The organism is Nostoc sp. (genome assembly GCF_036919815.1).
In the GTDB taxonomy this organism is placed as follows: Bacteria; Cyanobacteriota; Cyanobacteriia; order Cyanobacteriales; family Nostocaceae; genus Nostoc.
Genome location: NZ_JBALCE010000011.1, coordinates 20,505 through 36,347, shown reverse-complemented (window position 1 = coordinate 36,347; position 15,843 = coordinate 20,505). Strand labels below are relative to the sequence as shown.

Genomic DNA, 15,843 nt, shown 5'->3' with positions numbered 1-15,843 from the left:
TCATAGGTTATTGTTTCTCAACTTTTTCAGTATTACCTGCTTTCACCCAACCTTCTTGTTCGCTACCTTCCAAACGAATCTTTTGCCAGGATTTGTCCTCGCTTTCTTCTAAGATAATAATTTTTTGATTAAAACCAACTCCACCAATACGTTCAGCTTCTTGATTTGGTTGCGATCGCAAACTCAAGCCTTGAGCCCAACTAACACGCCCTCGGTAAGCTCGCGATGGCAATGCTTTTGGTGATTCTGTGGGAGTGGGAGTAGAAGTTGAGTTTAATGAACTAGATTTAGTATTCGTCCCAGGTGTAAGGGTGGGTTTACCTGCTCCAGTCTCAGTTGCTTTTGTAGCTTGGCCTTTTACCGAGGGGGCATCATTAGAAAAAACGGGTTTGGCTGGGGGTATGCCAGTGCGATTCATGAAATAGAGTGCAACTGCAACACCGCCACCGATTAACACAGCGATCGCTAATAAAAACCCAAGTATAAATTTTGTGAAGCTAGACAACATAGTTAAAATTTGATCATCAGTGGTCAATAGTCAATATTAATTCATGATTAACTGTTGACTATTAACTAGTAATTATTGACTAACTCATTATTGTAGCTGGCAACTGAGTGTGTTCACGGAGTGCGCCGGAGGCGATCGCTTAAAGGACTATGTTTGGATGCCAAACGCGCTCTCCCAGCCGCCGCCCATTCTTGGAGTTGCTGAATTTGCTCTACAGCAGTTCGCGCCAAGGGGATGATCTGACTGGCGGCTTCTAAAATGTCGTCGGTAGCAAAGTCGCGGTTTTGGCTAAATCCAATATGCATCGCTTCAATTAAAGTTTGCTCAATCTCTGCCCCAGAAAAATCGGGCGTTTCATAAGCTAGCCTGTCGATGTCATAACTTTTCAAGTTATGGGGACGCAATCGGGATAAATGAACATCATAAATTGCTTTTCTCTCTTCTTGGGTGGGCAATCCCACAAAGAAAATTTCATCAAATCGTCCCTTACGGAGCATTTCCGGCGGTAAGGCTTGGATGTCGTTGGCGGTGGCGACGACAAAAACGGGTGAGCTTTTTTCGGCTAGCCAGTTAATAAATGTGCCAAACACACGGCTGGCTGTTCCAGCATCACCTTTGCTACCAACTCCGGCAAAAGCTTTATCTATTTCATCAATCCACAAAATACAGGGAGCGAGGGCTTCAGCTACTTGGATCATTTGGCGAGTCCGAGATTCTGATTCACCCACCAAACCACCAAATAATCTTCCCACATCCAGACGTAGCAAGGGTAAATGCCAGTGATGAGCGATCGCTTTTGCCGTTAATGATTTACCAGTTCCCTGAATACCCACCAACATTAAACCACGGGGGTGTGGTAATCCGTACTGTCGCGCCTTATCAGTAAAGGAGCCTCCCCGCCGAATCAGCCAGTCTTTCAGGTTATCCAGTCCGCCTATATCAGAAATTTGCTCAGTGGCGGGGTAGAAGTCCAGGATTTGGGTTTGGCGGATAGTTTGGCGCTTTTCTTCCAAAACCAGATCCACGTCTTCTGGTTGCAATTCTCCGTGGGTAGCGATCGCTTTTGCCAAAACTCGGCGAATCCGTTCCATCGAAAGTCCTTGACAAGAGCGCACCAAGTCATCTAAAACTTTGCCAGAAAGGGAGTTACCAGTACTTTGCAGTAAGCGTTCCACCTCCACTTTAATATCTGAGGCGGCGGGTAAGGGAAACTCGACGACTGTCAAAACTTCGGTTAAATCGTCAGGAATGGCGATGCGTGGTGACAATAGGACAATATTTTTTGGTTGCGACTTCAGAAGCCTGGACAGATTGCGGAGTTTGCGGGCGATCGCAACATCATCTAAAAAGCGATGATAATCTCGTAGAATCAATACTGCAGGTGCCGAAGCTGGTAATTTTTCGATAAATTCTAAAGCTTGCAACGGATTACGTCGCCCAAACCCAGCATCATTGGGGTTTCCCTGGTAGCCATCGACAAAATCCCAAGTATATACCGGGCGATTACCCTGGTTGGTTGCTTCTTCCCGGATAGCTGCTTCTACCCGTTCTTCCTCATAGGTGGGAATATAAATTAAGGGGTAGCGGGCGCGTAGCAGCAGTTTAAACTCTTCACGGAAGTTCATATATAGCTGTGGTTATTAGTTATTCTCTCATTGTTCAGCAAAATATTAGGCGAATAAAATTCACTGCTACACAAACAAAGTCCGCCTCCGTGGACTAACGAAAAATCAAGATTTTTATAATACACTTAGACGTAAACATTTCTGAATTACCTTTTTCGTTCATATCTCGGCTCAATGCCTATTTGCATCAGGTATTTGAGTTTTGATTAAGGCATAATTATGGGGAAAGTGAATCTAGTATCGCTGTCCATGAATCTTCAAAGAGTCACAAGTTTGAATAGGCTGTCTCTTCATGTTCTGGTTGAACAGGCATCCGAGGGGCATTTTATCGCGTCAGTGCCAGAGTTGCCTGATTATGTAGCCGAAGCTGAAACCCGTTCGGATGCGATCGCACAGTTTGAGCAACCAACCAAAGAGTCGGTTTATGGGTGGCAGGAGTCACCCACGTTTTTTATAAACTTCCGAAAACTGAAAGCCATTTATCAAGTCTTTATTAATTTGTGATGTAATTACCGATGCCTTAGTAAAAACATAAAGGTGAAGCTGAAAACAGCCAACAACAAAAAATTATATTTCTCAAAAATAAATGGCAACGTTCATATTTCTCTGCAATGACGATATCGAAATTGGTATCCGCCATCACCTAGAAGACGCGAAGAAACAAATAACTGCTGGAAATTTTTGGAAAGCTCCGTGGAATTCTGGAAATAGTAATAAGATTAAAATCGGAGATAGAGCTTACCTTAAACGAACAGGTAGCAAACCGCATGGATTTTTTGCTGCTGGTAAAGTTCTTGCTGCACCTCAAGATAAACAACAAAGAGTGATTCTTCATATAGATTCTGTTGTTGATTTTGATCAGCCATTAGATCAACAAAAGTTAAAGTATATGCCCCAGTTCAAAGGGGCGAATTTTACATTTATGCAGGGAGGATGCGAATTTGATGCAAGCTTTTGTGAAGATTTAGATTCTGCTTGGGAAGAACATTCGATGGTTCTTTCAAGAAAAGGGTATGGTAAGCGTTTAGTTGATACTTTCTACGACAGAGGGCAGACATACAAGGATAAGATGAGCTATCAAGCTGCTATTGATGCATACAATCAGGCACTTCTTATTCAGCCTCGCTATTCCAAAGCTGTCAATGCCTTGACAACGTGTGAAAGTCTACTAAAAAAGCAAAATGCTAAAAAAATATCTGAAATTGAAGAAATAAAACCTGATAACACCTCTAAGGAATCAGAATCTTCAAACATTTCAGACTCTAGTAATGAAAGTGAACCTATTCAAGCCACAAGTATAGTTCAACTTCAAAAGGAAGAAGAACAAAAAGAAGAAACGACTTCTCTAGGTGCTGGTTTTGGCAATTATCAAAAAAATAAAGAAGTTGAGAAAGCCGCAATTGATTTTGTACAAAAACAGTATGATGGCTGGGATATCCAATCTTTTGAAAGAGATAAAGTAGGTTACGACTTAACTTGTACTAAAGATTCCATAGTCAAAAATGTTGAAGTAAAAGGCGTTTCTGGAGGAGAACCAGCTTTTATAATTACTGCCAACGAAATTGAACAGGCAAATAAAAATCCTAATTTTGTGCTTTGGGTTGTGACTTCAGCACTTAATAGCCCAAAAGGATACTGTTGGACTGGATGTGAAATGTTGTCTCAGTTTGAGCTAAAACCAATTCAATACATGGCTAGATTACGTCCAATATTTAGAGTTGAAAAGGAGCGAGGTTGTTATGTTTAATTATGACCACCTGCATTAATTGGGCAGATCATACCTGCAAGTGGTCATCGCGTTGCAAGCATAAGCATATTTAATCAGCCAACGTTGGGATGAGGGTTGTAGCGGTTGCGATTGATAAGTTGGAATTGATCAGGTGCGATCGCCATCGCGTCGCCAACGGAGTTACAATACTTTGGGTCAGTAGTAGTTCACGTTTTTCAGAAAAGCTGTTTCTCTGATTGGGTTTTAGATTTAGTAAGGTAGGATGTATATACTCAAGTAAGGAATCCTTACATTTGATAGCAAAGGCTAGGAGGCAAGTTATGCTCGCCAAGTTAACTTCTAAAAATCAACTAACGCTGCCTAAAAGTATTACTCGTGAAATCGGTGAGGCTGAGTATTTTGAGGTAAAGGTGGAGGGGGGGCAAATTATTCTGACTCCTGTAAAAATTCAGCGGGCTGATGCAGTTCGATCTAAGCTGGCGGATTTAGGACTGAGTGAGCAGGATGTGGCTGATGCAGTGACTTGGGCGCGTCAATCTTAATGGTTTGTCCACGGGTAGTAATTGATACTAATATTATCATCTCGGCGCTGATATTTGGGGGCAGAGTATCTAGCCTTCGTTTGGCATGGCAGGACGATCTCTTCACTCCGCTGGTTTCTAAAGCGACAACAACTGAGTTAATCCGAGTGCTGGCTTATCCAAAGTTTAAGCTCACGCCAACTGAGCAAGAAGATTTACTATCGGATTACATACTCTTTTGTGAAGCTGTAGCAATGCCCGGCCGCTTGCCTGTAATTCCTGAATGTCGCGATCCCTTTGATGTGCCTTTTTTACTTTTGGCTGTGGTAAGTGAGGCTGATTATCTCGTGACGGGCGATCGCGATTTACTCAGTCTAAAAAATAATTTTTCTTGCCCGATTATCACGGCTGAAGATTTTCTAAATGTTATTGATGGTCAGTCACCCTAATTTTTCCGGTGATGCCTTCTAAAAGTGGTATTTGTTGCCATAAGTTTTCCCACTGCTTACAGAAGTCATCTACATCACAGAATATTTTAGGACTTACGCAAAAACCCTCTCAAACTCTCATTCCTCCGTGACCTCTGCGCCCTCTGTGGTAGCCTGCGGCAAGCCGCTTTGCGTCTACGTTTTCCGTTACCCGTGCGTAAGTCCTATATTTGTGTAATGTCGAGCCGAGATACAATAGTAGACATAAACTTTCCGATCGCATCTTACAAGCCTCATGTATTTGCCACCCATGCTGTCTCTGTCGAGTTAATATTCCCGAAAGCGATGCCTACGGCGGTAAACTACCCACGGGCGGGAAATCACAGAATTTTAGGCATAAGCAATAAGCTATTAGCCCGGAAGTTGCTTTTTCAGTGCTTCCAGAGAAGCCCAACGGTTATCAACTGGAGTTTCAGGACTATCAGAACTATCATCAATAATTACAGGAATACCTGGACAATTGCGATCGCACAGTTGTCGTTGAGGTACTGCCAAGGACATCTGCTCATACAGCCATTCGTTAGGATAAAAATAACCATCGGGCGGTAGAGTTTCAAGCAATTCTTCCAAAACCACTTCCCTTTCTAAAGGCAAGTCATTTAGCTGATTTGCAGTTTCGTCCAACCAGATGATTTCCTTCGTATCCAGCCCTAAACGTCGATTGTATTGCTGCAAACATCGGTTACAGGTACAAGTAATAATTGTTTCTGCCTGACTAGACACTTGCAAGTAATTGCCATGATGCTGCACGCGCACATGACCGCGAACTGGTGTCAACGTTTCCAGACCAGGCAGAAATTCCTCAACCTGAATTTCCTCTGTCCGCTCCGGGGCTTGAGTTAGCTGCGGAATATAAATTGCGTCCATAGGATTTGTGAGACATCCTCACTAAAATTTATCTTGATTACCAGCAATTATACTGATACTACATCTTTACTTTCTCTCTTAATAACAAGAGAAATTTTGAAATTATATAGTTATGAGTTTTTAATTAACTCCAAACTCATAACTCCTAACGTACAGACGCGATTAATCGCGTCTAACTCCTAACTTCTTCCAACGAAGCTGGACGGACAACCAGATGACGATGCGGCTCTTTACCGCGACTGAAGGTTTCCAAATCTCCAAATTCTTTCAAGAAGGTATGGACTTGACGCCGTTCAGCAGAACTGAGGGATTTGATTTCCACTTCTCTACCAGAAAAGCGCACTTCATCGGCTGCTGCTTCTGCTAATGCGCGAATTTCGGCTTCTCTTTTGACCCGGTAGCCATTCAACTCAATAGTGTAAGAGGCTTGTTCCTCCGGCGGTTGGCTGAGATTAAGAACCGAATTTGCTAGATACTGAATCGCATCAAGCACAGAACCATCAGCACCAATTAATACCTGGATGTGTTCTGACGTAAAGTTGGTTTGGTCAATTGTCAACCAGTAGTTATCTGGTTCTGGGGCATCCCCGTCTTGAGATTGGGCAGTTTCTAAATGACCTTGAATCTCAGCAGGTATCCCGGTGAGTTCCAGCAGTGTTTTTAACCATTGCTGACCTCGCTGCATCGGAATGTTGCTCATGATCCCCCTGCCGCCTTTTTCTTACCACTTTTTGGTTCAAAAGGCAATGCCTTTTGTTCTGTGACTGCTGCTTCTTTCTCCTGAATTTCTACAATTTTTTGCAGTTCTTCTGATAGAGGTTCGCGGGAGAGAAGATAAGTTTGTGCGGTTTGGAAAATATTACCAATCACCATATACATTAGCACCCCAGCTGGTAAGGGGAAGAACAAAAACATTCCAGAAAAGATGACTGGGGTGATTTTGTTAACTGTATCCTGCTGCGGATTGCCACCACTGGAATTTTGCCCAGAAAGCAGCTGGCTAACATAAAGGCTGATTCCAAAGAAGACGATCATGGCGACGATATCCCAGTGGATTGTCCCATCTGGATCGGTTGCGCCAACCCTACCTAAGGCATCAATAAATAGAAACCCTTTTTCTGCTGCTAGTCCAGGAATTGTTCCTTGAATGCTCACTTCTCCCGGTTGCAAGGCTTCTACATTGCCTTGGGCATCGATTTTTATCCTATCTTCCCCTTTGGTGACTTTCCAATCAGGAATCAGCTTATTTTCTGGGTGTTCTGCTAAGAGCACCTGAAATGGTTTGCCCTCAATAGTCTGATATTGTATCTTTGTTTGTTCTCCCACCGCTAGTTTATTACCACTGGGAAGGATTGCAGCGACTTTAACGTGTTCACCATCCGCAACGTAAATATTTTGAGCAGGAGTGGCAAAGGCTTGCGGTTGAATTTGTTCGATTTGTTCTGCCGGAAAGATTTGCAGGTTAACGCTGTAGTTCGCACTTGCAAAAGGCGAACCCCGCAAAGTGGCGAATAGCGCTAACAAGACTGGCATTTGCACTACTAATGGAAAACAACCTGCTAAAGGGTTGCCAAATTCTTTTTGAACATTGACCATTTCCTCCTGCTGCTTTTGCGGTTCATCCTTATAGCGCTCTTTGATTGCTGCCATCCGCTTTTGCATTAGAGGTTGTACAATTCGCATTTTCCGCATGTTGCGAATTGAGCCAGCACTCAGGGGATAGAGCGCAAAGCGGACTATCAGTGTCAAAGCAACGATCGCTAATCCGTAGCTAGGCACAATACCATAGAAAAAATCTATGATTGGCAGCATCACGTTGTTCGAGAGAAAGCCGATACCAAAATCCATTATTCTGAATTCAACCTGAGCTACTGTAAACTGAATCTAATTTATCTAAATCATAATTTGTCGGCGACTATCTTTCGCTACGGATAGCCGCACATTTAAATGGGGCATTGGGCATTGGGCATTGGGCATTGATTATTCCCCTCATCTCCCACCCTGCGGGAAGCTAAAGCTACATCTCCCTCATCTCCCATCACTTGTTGGCAGCGACAGTATATTCGGGATTTTTCGCTGCAATTCTTTCGTTGATGTAGTCATAGACTTCCCGAAACTTGGGAATTGCACGCAATTCGAGACGACTGCCATTTTTTAGGGTTAATACCATATCTCCCCAAAAGCCAATGCCACGGGGAACTGTGACGACTTTGACAATTTCTGAGTAAATTATGTCAGTGCGATCGCGCCCCTGCCAACCTCCGATCACAGTAATTCGGCGATCGGTGATGCGGAAACGCAGCCACAATGCCCTGACAATTGCCCCGACTGTTAAAGGTATCCCGACAATCGTTAGCCCAATCAGTAGGTTGATAATTAAATCCCCAAGATGGGGACCACCTTGATAATAAACATCTTCACGAATTCCCATCGAACACCTCAGCTTGTGCCAACAACTGCTCTAATTCTTGCAGAAATTCTGGGCTTACGCACTTAGATTCTGCTGCTGTGGGTTTGACAATTACCACTAGCCGCCATCCTGGTGATAATTTAGGCAGCAACTTGTGTAAAGCAGCAGCAATTTGCCGTTTGATCCGGTTGCGAACCACTGCCCTTTTGCTGACTTTTGTGCTTATGGAAATCCCAATCCGCGTACTGGCAAGATGTAGTGAGTTAGTTACTGGTGTAGTCTGGGTGGCAATATCCAAAGAAGGTTTTGTTGAACATAATGGCTTTAAGGCTCTCAATGTTAGATAAGATCCATGACGCCGAATTCCTTCCCGGAAAACTGCCTGGAAATCCTTGCGGGATTTTAGCCGATTTGCTTTGGGCAAAGCCACAGATGCTCTTTTAGCTTGATATGCCCTAAACGCTCAGACGGTGGCGTCCCTTTCTTCTCCTAGCGCTAATTACGTTTCTGCCGTCTGGTGTCCGCATTCTGGCGCGAAAACCCGAGGTTCTTTTTCTCTTACGGCTAGTGCCGCCCAGTGTTCTTTTCATAGAGTTCTCCTCTTAGGTGATTTTTATAAAAACTCACAATCTCATATTTTATCACTTTATTAGGAAATTGGGGAATTCAATTTTGGATTGACAATAGCGCCACGGAGAGCGAGTCAGACGTTCGCAGACTCGCTAACGTTTCTCTACGAGACGCTACGCGAATGCTATCGAGCGTCTTTTGGATTAAATTTCAATTCTTTAATCCAAAATCCAAAATCTAAAATTCTTACTCCCCACTTTTAATTGATGCTCAAAATCCATGTTCCCATGTAGCGCAGTAGTGGCACATCGCCAGGGGAGAGAACTTGACAGTTAAAATAGTAAACTCCGCCAAAGGCTGGGTTTTTCACGTTAGATAAGACTACTTCAACTGCGCTACCTGCTGGCACCGGCTCTTGGGGAAAAATATTAATCAGCTTACCTTCTTTGTCCCACTTCACCTCAGAAAGCGGAACTGCTTTGCCTTTGACTCGAACTTCGATTTCTTTCTGGTCAAAAGTTCCTTTGTAATAATCAGGGTAGGTAATGGCAAATTGACCAACAGCCAATTTCATTCTTTTGGCTGGAATCCTCAATATGTATCGATCCCAACCATTAGCTTGTCCACCAAAATCTAACCTAAATGGCAACTGATTTTCGCTTTTGATGCCGCTAAACAGCGTCAATCCAGGTAAGCTTTGCGCCAAAGTCAAGGCTGGTAATCCAGCAACCAAAAAACTAGTCACGGCTAAAGCAGAAAGTAAACGTCGCATAATTGGGCTTCCTCTACCAAAATGTAAATCTGTTATCTAAAAATAACTGTCTGTTAGTATTCTTTACTAAACTTTACTACTCACTTCCTAACAATGGACGTTTCATAACAATAAAAAGTGCCATCTTCCCTTAGCTTTGGGAAACAGTGAAATTATTTAGTAGCAAATTTGACATACAATACTTACTTTATTATCCTTGTAGAGTCATGATTTAGATTACTAAGTTGGTCAAATTTGAACTAGATAGAAACACATTTAGGATTAGATTGTATTTCAAAATATGTAGAAGTGTATCTAAATTTGAGAATTTTGTTATAAAAATTGAGCCACGCTATCAGCGATCGCCAGTTAACTTGGGCTAAATTGATTAAAAGAAGTTTGAATCAAAGTCGTAATCCTTAAAATTTGATTGGGAAATTATCAAGCTTTGAAAATTGGGTCAATATTACTCTATAAGAAAGGAATACCAAAATTTTTCAATCCCAAAAATCAGCTGAAGATAAAAATGCAAAATTTGGGAATCAATTTAGGATGTGCAATACGTAACCCTGTTTGCAACTATCTGAAAATATGACCTCTGCGAGCGGCAAAGTGAAGCTTTGCCTGGACAACTAAGAGTGAGAGAGGAAAGATTCCAGGTTCAATCTACAAATAAAAGTCATGGCTGATGTTCCTGCCTAAGTATTATGAGTGCGGCACACCCCTTATATGGACAATCGCTTACTTAGCAGAGATTAGGTATTTATCTTCAGGAGATTTCATGAGAATAGCAGTTGCTAAAGAAATTGAAGTTTGTGAACGTCGTGTGGCATTAATTCCTGATGCCGTTGGCCGATTGGTAAAACAAGGTTTGGAAGTTTGGGTAGAAACGGGTGCAGGAGAGGGAGCTTTTTTTAGTGATTCTGACTATGAAGCAGCAGGAGCCACAATAATCAGCGATACTGCGAAACTATGGGGTGAAGCTGATATTCTGCTGAAAGTCAGCCCACCGCAAGAACGAGAAGATGGACGCTCGGAAATTGAATTACTCCGGGAAGGGGCTGTATTAGTCAGCTTCCTCAATCCCTTGGGAAATCCCGCAATAGCACAGCAACTGGCAAATCGTCAAGTCACAGCTTTGAGTATGGAGATGATTCCCCGTACTACCAGGGCGCAAAGTATGGATGCTTTGTCCTCGCAAGCTTCATTAGCAGGTTACAAGGCAGTATTAATTGCCGCAGCTGCATTACCGAAATATTTCCCGATGTTAACCACAGCCGCAGGCACGATCGCACCAGCGAAAGTATTTATTATGGGCGCTGGTGTAGCCGGATTGCAAGCGATCGCCACCGCTAGACGCCTGGGTGCAGTGGTAGAAGCCTTTGATATCCGTCCCGCCGTCAAAGAAGAAGTGCAAAGCTTAGGGGCAAAATTCGTTGAAGTCAAATTAGACGAAGAAACCGTCGCTGCTGGCGGTTACGCCAAGGAAATTTCTGAGGCTAGTAAACAACGTACTCAGGAAGTTGTCGCCGAACACGTCAAAAATTCTGATGTAGTGATTACTACCGCCCAAGTTCCTGGGAGACAAGCACCACGGCTAGTTACAGAAGAAATGGTAGCACAAATGAAACCCGGTTCAGTGATTGTGGATTTGGCTGCTGACCAGGGTGGTAACTGCGCTTGTACAGAACCCGGTAAAGATATTGTCTGGAACGGCGTGACAATCATCGGCCCCATCAATCTCCCATCATCAATGCCAATTCACGCCAGCCAATTGTATGCCAAGAATGTAACTTCGTTGATGCAACTGCTAATTAAAGACAAAGCTTTGCTGGTTGACTTTAGCGACGACATCGTTGATGCAGCTTGCATTACCCATGCAGGTGAAATTCGCAATCAACGAGTGCGGGATGCACTACAAGCTTTGAATACTCAAGAACCGGCGGTTAGTTAGGGACTGGGGGGATGAGGAAAATGAGGGAGATGAGGGAGATGAGGGGGATGAACCATGCCCCATGCCCAATGCCCATTTACATTAAGGAGTTTTGATTTCATGACAGAGGCATTACTTGCTGCTTTGTTTGTATTTGTTTTGGCATCTTTTATCGGCTTTGAAGTCATCAACAAAATACCACCGACTCTACACACGCCTTTGATGTCAGGCTCAAACGCGATTTCTGGGATTGCGGTACTTGGAGCAATAGTTGCTGCTGGTGCGAGAGACACGAATGTATCAGTAATTCTCGGTTTGATTGCTGTGGTATTAGCAACAATCAACGTTGTGGGTGGTTTTTTAGTGACAGACAGAATGTTGCAAATGTTCAAGAAGAAGGAGATTAAGGCGTGAGCGACTTTTTACCAACTGGCATTCAGCTGACGTACTTAGTCGCTGCATCGTTATTCATTCTGGGCTTGAAAAAGCTGGGTTCACCTGCTACAGCGAGAAACGGTAATCTCGTCGCGGCTGTGGGGATGTTGCTGGCGATCGCCGCGACAATGCTGGATCAACATGTGTTGAATTACGAGATGATATTGTTGGGCTTGGCGATTGGATCGGCAATTGGTGCGATCGTTGCCTATAAAGTCCAAATGACCGAAATGCCCCAAATGGTGGGTTTACTCAACGGTTTGGGCGGTGCGGCTTCGGCATTAGTAGCCGTTGCCGAATTCTGGCGGTTATTAGATAGTTCTCAGTCGATACCCCTAGATGTGAACATTTCCATCCTGTTGGATGTGTTAATCGGTGGTATTACCTTCACGGGTAGTTTTTTAGCCTTTGCCAAATTGCAAGGTTTAATCAGTGGTTCCCCGATTACATTTCCATTCCAGCAACCATTTAACCTCTTACTTCTGGGTGCTTATGTAGTGGGCAGTGTGTATTTAATCATCACACCAGATAGCTTACCCATATTCTTGGGAGTGGTTGGCGTTTCATTGCTGCTGGGCGTGATGTTCGTCATCCCCATTGGTGGCGGCGATATGCCTGTGGTAATCTCGCTGTTGAACTCGTTGTCAGGTGTGGCGGCGGCGGCGGCTGGGTTCGTGGTGATGAACAATATGTTAATCATCGCTGGGGCTTTGGTGGGAGCATCTGGGTTAATCCTCACCGAGATTATGTGTAAGGCGATGAACCGCTCGTTATTTAGTGTGCTGTTCAGCGCTTTTGGTACAGGATCTAGTTCTGGTGGTGCTGCTGCTAGTGGTGGTGCAACTGATCAAACTGTCCGCAGCATCGATCCCGAAGAAGGGGCGATGATGTTGGGTTATGCCCGTTCTGTGGTAATTGTACCTGGTTATGGTATGGCAGTTGCCCAAGCGCAACATAGCGTCCGGGAATTGTCGGATCAGTTGGAAAAAATGGGCGTTGATGTCAAGTATGCCATTCACCCCGTTGCTGGGAGAATGCCGGGGCACATGAATGTGTTGCTGGCGGAGGCAAATGTGCCTTATACCCAGTTGTATGACATGGATGATATTAATCCCCAGTTCGATCAAGCTGATGTGGCTTTAGTAATTGGGGCAAATGATGTGGTAAATCCGGCGGCGCGGAGTGATAAGAATAGCCCGATTTATGGTATGCCGATTTTGGAAGTAGATCGGGCGAAGCAGACGATTGTAATTAAGCGCGGGATGAGTACGGGTTTTGCCGGTGTAGATAATGAGTTGTTCTACAAGGAGAAAACGACGATGTTGTTTGGTGGCGCTAAGGATATGGTGGCGAAGTTGGTTTCGGAGGTGAAGCAACTTTAACGAACCGCGTACTCCTGCGGAGGACAAGCTACGCGAAGCGTCTCGCAGAGAAGGCGCGAAGGAAGAAAAGAATTAGAGAGTTGGCTTGCCTTGGGGGTGTGATGCTTCTGGGGCAAGTTTTTTTGTTGGGGAGTTGCCTCACGCAAAGCTTATTTATTATAGACTTGACGTTCCATCTATACTAAATTATTTTTGACTTTTCAATCTTGTTTTTGTCAGTAAAATCACAAAAGTATGAATAATCAAGGTTTTTTTAATGATGAGCTTTTAGAAAAAAGAGTTGATACATTTTATGGATATGGTAATTATCAAGGTAATTATTGGTTTGTTGGTATGGAAGAAGCAGGAGGAGACTTTAACGATATTAATAATAGAATAAATATATGGTCAAACAGAGGCAAACAGGAAATAGAAGATATTGCAGAATATCATATAGCTATGGAAACATGGGATGCAAAAATACAACCAACATGGAAGGGATTAATTCGCATTATATTAAGTGCCAAAGGAAGAGAAAATATTGATAGAGAAGATGTTCGTAAATATCAAATAGACGAATTAGGTAGAAAAGATAAAGAGACTTGTTTATTAGAATTATTACCTTTGCCGTCACCATCTCTTAAGCATTGGATATTTGCTCAACAGTCTCGACTTCGCTTTTTATCTAATCGAGATACTTATGAAAAGTATTGTCTTGAAAAGCGAATAAATCATATTAGTCAGAGAATAAAAGAACATCAACCTAAAGCAGTTGTGTTCTACGGTATAGGATATAAAGATTTTTGGAGAAGAATAACTGAAAAAATAACGGATGTTGAGTTTTCGCAAACTTCAGAAGGTTTGTTAATTTGTAGAAATAATAGTAAAACTGTGTTTATTATAGCTAAACATCCTGTGGCATTCGGTTTAAAAAATGAATATTTTCATAATATTGGTAGATTAACTACTGCTAACCTAGCGTAACAATAATTTTCTGTGCCTTCGTAACTTCATGGTTTGTTAAAAAAGCGATCGCTCCTCTTCTTCATCTGTGTCCTGTACGGTTGGTTAAAAAAGCGGCTCGCCTACAAAAACTCCACCGTGCGTAGGCAAAGCCCGCCGCAGGCATCGCTGGATTCCACAAAATAACTAATTTGACTTTCTTTGGAAAATAGCGATAAATATCTTTACGATGTAGCACACGCTGAAATATTAGTGTTTCACCGTCAAATATAATCCCGATCCGATAATCACCTATACGAATACGATAAATATCATCATATCTTTGCAACTTTTTGATATTAGTAATTTCTTCAAAATTAGCTATTTGTAGTATTTCTTCAAAAGCAAGTATTTTAATCGTCTCATAGTAAGGTGTACTTTTGAGTGCTTTTAAATCTTTAATAAAACTGGATAGATACTGGGTATTCACTCTCTTTCTAATTCGGCTAATGCTTCATTAATATTTAATGGTGTTTCTTGTTGTACTTCCTTGATTGCTAATATCAATCCTTCATCTTCAATCACTTCTAATAAGCGTAGATAGTCTTGAAAATCTATAATTACTTTACGAATGTTACCTTGAGTATCTGTGATTAATTCTTCAGCAAATGGATATTGATTGGTATTCATTTGGGTATTAGTGTTTGTAATCATAGAGAATTTGATTACCTTTACATAGTACAAGTATAGAAGATTTGGAGTAGGCGATCGCTTCGCTGCGACTTTGCGCGAAACAAAAAAGCGATATCCGAAACTCCCAAAGAGCGTTGGTGTAGCCTCTCCAAGAGTTGCCCGCCGCAGGCATCGCTAAAGTGTTGGATGAGAAATATTTAAGACAACAGCTAACGCTTGAGAAACAAGTTGCATTTCTGAGTCGGAGAGTTGACCTAGTTTTCTCACTAATCTTGTTTCTGAAACTGAACGTATTTGAAAAGTATCTACACCGGAAACTTTGGCTAAACTGTTCTCTGTGCTTGGTTCCAGCCGTACCATCCAAGGTCTAACTGCATATCTTTCTTTCCAATCCGTAACTGGAACAATAACCTTCAAAGGCAAAATCCCAATAGCATCATCATTGACTATGATACAAGGACGTTTTTTGCTAATTTCCGTCCCTACAGTTGGATCTAAATTAACTAACCAGACTTCACCTCTGTACATAATTTACTGAGTTGTGTAAGTCTTCATCTGGATAGTCGCAAAAGTCTTCTCCCTCTAAGTCAGAGAATATATTTAATTCACTATCAGGTGCATAGTCTGCAATCGCTGCGATCGCGGCTAGTGTTAATTGGCGTTTTTGCTGATCTTTGGTGAGTGAGTGTTTTTCTTGAAGAACCAATTGCAGGGCTGATTCAGCTATCTTTAGGCGATCGCTTATACTCAAACTTGGAAGTGCTTGGAGAATTTCTTTGATTTCCATATTAATTCATAGAGCAACTATATTACTAATACTAGTGAAATTATAATAAGCGATCGCCTACAAAATCTCCACAGTGCGTAGGCAAAGCCAGCCGCAGGCATCGCCTCTTCTATTCTTCTGCACCAAACGCAGCAAAATATTAGTATCCACCAAATAGCTCATAACATTTCATCTTCTCTGGTGTAAATACTCTCTCGACTAATCGCTGCATCTGAAAGTGCTG

Annotated in this window: 21 protein-coding genes; 8 read left to right on the top strand and 13 right to left on the bottom strand. The window is 42.6% G+C overall.

Annotation, left to right across the window (positions count from 1 at the left end; all coding sequences use genetic code 11):
* Positions 1-7: 7 nt before the first annotated feature.
* Both V7K15_RS03420 and V7K15_RS03415 read right to left on the bottom strand, forming a co-directional pair.
* The gene (locus V7K15_RS03420; protein WP_334903029.1) at positions 8-508 is read right to left on the bottom strand and encodes an SH3 domain-containing protein; all 501 of its coding nucleotides are present in this window, start codon (positions 506-508) and stop codon (positions 8-10) included.
* 113 nt (positions 509-621) lie between these two features.
* Entirely contained in the window at positions 622-2,133 is a 1,512-nt protein-coding gene (locus V7K15_RS03415) for an AAA family ATPase (protein WP_334903027.1), read from the bottom strand.
* 273 nt (positions 2,134-2,406) lie between these two features.
* On the opposite strand from V7K15_RS03415, the gene V7K15_RS03410 reads away from it, so the two are divergent.
* The 4 genes from V7K15_RS03410 to V7K15_RS03395 all read left to right on the top strand — a co-directional run bounded on the left by V7K15_RS03410 (position 2,407) and on the right by V7K15_RS03395 (position 4,832).
* Positions 2,407-2,637, top strand: coding sequence for a type II toxin-antitoxin system HicB family antitoxin (locus V7K15_RS03410; RefSeq protein WP_334903026.1), 231 nt, complete (start codon positions 2,407-2,409; stop codon positions 2,635-2,637).
* A gap of 82 nt (positions 2,638-2,719) precedes the next feature.
* A complete protein-coding gene (locus tag V7K15_RS03405) occupies positions 2,720-3,880 on the top strand; it encodes a protein NO VEIN domain-containing protein (RefSeq protein ID WP_334903024.1) in 1,161 nt (386 codons plus the stop codon).
* A gap of 302 nt (positions 3,881-4,182) precedes the next feature.
* Positions 4,183-4,404: an AbrB/MazE/SpoVT family DNA-binding domain-containing protein gene (locus V7K15_RS03400; RefSeq protein WP_334903022.1), complete on the top strand. Its 222-nt coding sequence runs from the start codon at positions 4,183-4,185 to the stop codon at positions 4,402-4,404.
* Positions 4,404-4,832, top strand: a complete 429-nt coding sequence (locus tag V7K15_RS03395; RefSeq protein ID WP_334903020.1) for a putative toxin-antitoxin system toxin component, PIN family — start codon at positions 4,404-4,406, stop codon at positions 4,830-4,832. Before V7K15_RS03400 ends, V7K15_RS03395 begins: the two co-directional genes overlap by 1 nt.
* Before the next feature lie 390 nt (positions 4,833-5,222).
* On the opposite strand, the gene V7K15_RS03390 is transcribed toward V7K15_RS03395, so the two are convergent.
* The 7 genes from V7K15_RS03390 to V7K15_RS03360 form a co-directional block, all read right to left on the bottom strand.
* Positions 5,223-5,738 (bottom strand): YceD family protein, encoded by a 516-nt coding sequence (locus V7K15_RS03390; protein WP_334903018.1) that lies wholly within the window; start codon positions 5,736-5,738, stop codon positions 5,223-5,225.
* Positions 5,739-5,910: 172 nt separating this feature from the next.
* Positions 5,911-6,438 carry a Jag family protein gene (locus V7K15_RS03385; protein ID WP_334903017.1) on the bottom strand — a complete coding sequence of 176 codons (528 nt, stop codon included), beginning with the start codon at positions 6,436-6,438 and terminating at the stop codon, positions 5,911-5,913.
* Positions 6,435-7,586 (bottom strand): membrane protein insertase YidC, encoded by a 1,152-nt coding sequence (gene yidC / locus V7K15_RS03380; protein WP_334903016.1) that lies wholly within the window; start codon positions 7,584-7,586, stop codon positions 6,435-6,437. The genes V7K15_RS03385 and yidC overlap by 4 nt, the downstream gene beginning before the upstream one ends.
* A 190-nt stretch (positions 7,587-7,776) precedes the next feature.
* Positions 7,777-8,169, bottom strand: a complete 393-nt coding sequence (locus tag V7K15_RS03375; protein ID WP_334903014.1) for a PH domain-containing protein — start codon at positions 8,167-8,169, stop codon at positions 7,777-7,779.
* Positions 8,156-8,578 carry a ribonuclease P protein component gene (gene rnpA, locus V7K15_RS03370; RefSeq protein ID WP_334903012.1) on the bottom strand — a complete coding sequence of 141 codons (423 nt, stop codon included), beginning with the start codon at positions 8,576-8,578 and terminating at the stop codon, positions 8,156-8,158. Before rnpA ends, V7K15_RS03375 begins: the two co-directional genes overlap by 14 nt.
* Positions 8,579-8,603: 25 nt before the next feature.
* Positions 8,604-8,738, bottom strand: a complete 135-nt coding sequence (rpmH, locus tag V7K15_RS03365; RefSeq protein WP_094327629.1) for a 50S ribosomal protein L34 — start codon at positions 8,736-8,738, stop codon at positions 8,604-8,606.
* Between the two features lie 239 nt (positions 8,739-8,977).
* Positions 8,978-9,490: a DUF2808 domain-containing protein gene (locus V7K15_RS03360; RefSeq protein WP_334903010.1), complete on the bottom strand. Its 513-nt coding sequence runs from the start codon at positions 9,488-9,490 to the stop codon at positions 8,978-8,980.
* A gap of 760 nt (positions 9,491-10,250) precedes the next feature.
* On the opposite strand from V7K15_RS03360, the gene V7K15_RS03355 reads away from it, so the two are divergent.
* From V7K15_RS03355 to V7K15_RS03340, 4 genes are all read left to right on the top strand, one after another.
* A complete protein-coding gene (locus tag V7K15_RS03355) occupies positions 10,251-11,423 on the top strand; it encodes a Re/Si-specific NAD(P)(+) transhydrogenase subunit alpha (RefSeq protein ID WP_334903008.1) in 1,173 nt (390 codons plus the stop codon).
* A 99-nt stretch (positions 11,424-11,522) separates the two neighbouring features.
* Entirely contained in the window at positions 11,523-11,816 is a 294-nt protein-coding gene (locus V7K15_RS03350) for an NAD(P) transhydrogenase subunit alpha (RefSeq protein WP_191757267.1), read from the top strand.
* Complete coding sequence (locus V7K15_RS03345; protein ID WP_334903006.1) at positions 11,813-13,219, top strand: NAD(P)(+) transhydrogenase (Re/Si-specific) subunit beta; 1,407 nt, start codon at positions 11,813-11,815, stop codon at positions 13,217-13,219. Before V7K15_RS03350 ends, V7K15_RS03345 begins: the two co-directional genes overlap by 4 nt.
* A 234-nt stretch (positions 13,220-13,453) precedes the next feature.
* Complete coding sequence (locus tag V7K15_RS03340; RefSeq protein WP_334903004.1) at positions 13,454-14,182, top strand: hypothetical protein; 729 nt, start codon at positions 13,454-13,456, stop codon at positions 14,180-14,182.
* Positions 14,183-14,243: 61 nt separating this feature from the next.
* On the opposite strand, the gene V7K15_RS03335 is transcribed toward V7K15_RS03340, so the two are convergent.
* The 4 genes from V7K15_RS03335 to V7K15_RS03320 all read right to left on the bottom strand — a co-directional run bounded on the left by V7K15_RS03335 (position 14,244) and on the right by V7K15_RS03320 (position 15,620).
* Positions 14,244-14,630 (bottom strand): type II toxin-antitoxin system RelE family toxin, encoded by a 387-nt coding sequence (locus tag V7K15_RS03335; RefSeq protein ID WP_334903002.1) that lies wholly within the window; start codon positions 14,628-14,630, stop codon positions 14,244-14,246.
* Positions 14,627-14,854, bottom strand: coding sequence for a hypothetical protein (locus V7K15_RS03330; protein ID WP_334903000.1), 228 nt, complete (start codon positions 14,852-14,854; stop codon positions 14,627-14,629). Before V7K15_RS03330 ends, V7K15_RS03335 begins: the two co-directional genes overlap by 4 nt.
* A gap of 153 nt (positions 14,855-15,007) precedes the next feature.
* Positions 15,008-15,361: a type II toxin-antitoxin system PemK/MazF family toxin gene (locus V7K15_RS03325; protein ID WP_334902998.1), complete on the bottom strand. Its 354-nt coding sequence runs from the start codon at positions 15,359-15,361 to the stop codon at positions 15,008-15,010.
* On the bottom strand, positions 15,348-15,620 hold the full coding sequence (locus tag V7K15_RS03320; RefSeq protein WP_334902996.1) for a hypothetical protein: 273 nt from the start codon (positions 15,618-15,620) through the stop codon (positions 15,348-15,350). Before V7K15_RS03320 ends, V7K15_RS03325 begins: the two co-directional genes overlap by 14 nt.
* Positions 15,621-15,843: the final 223 nt, after the last annotated feature.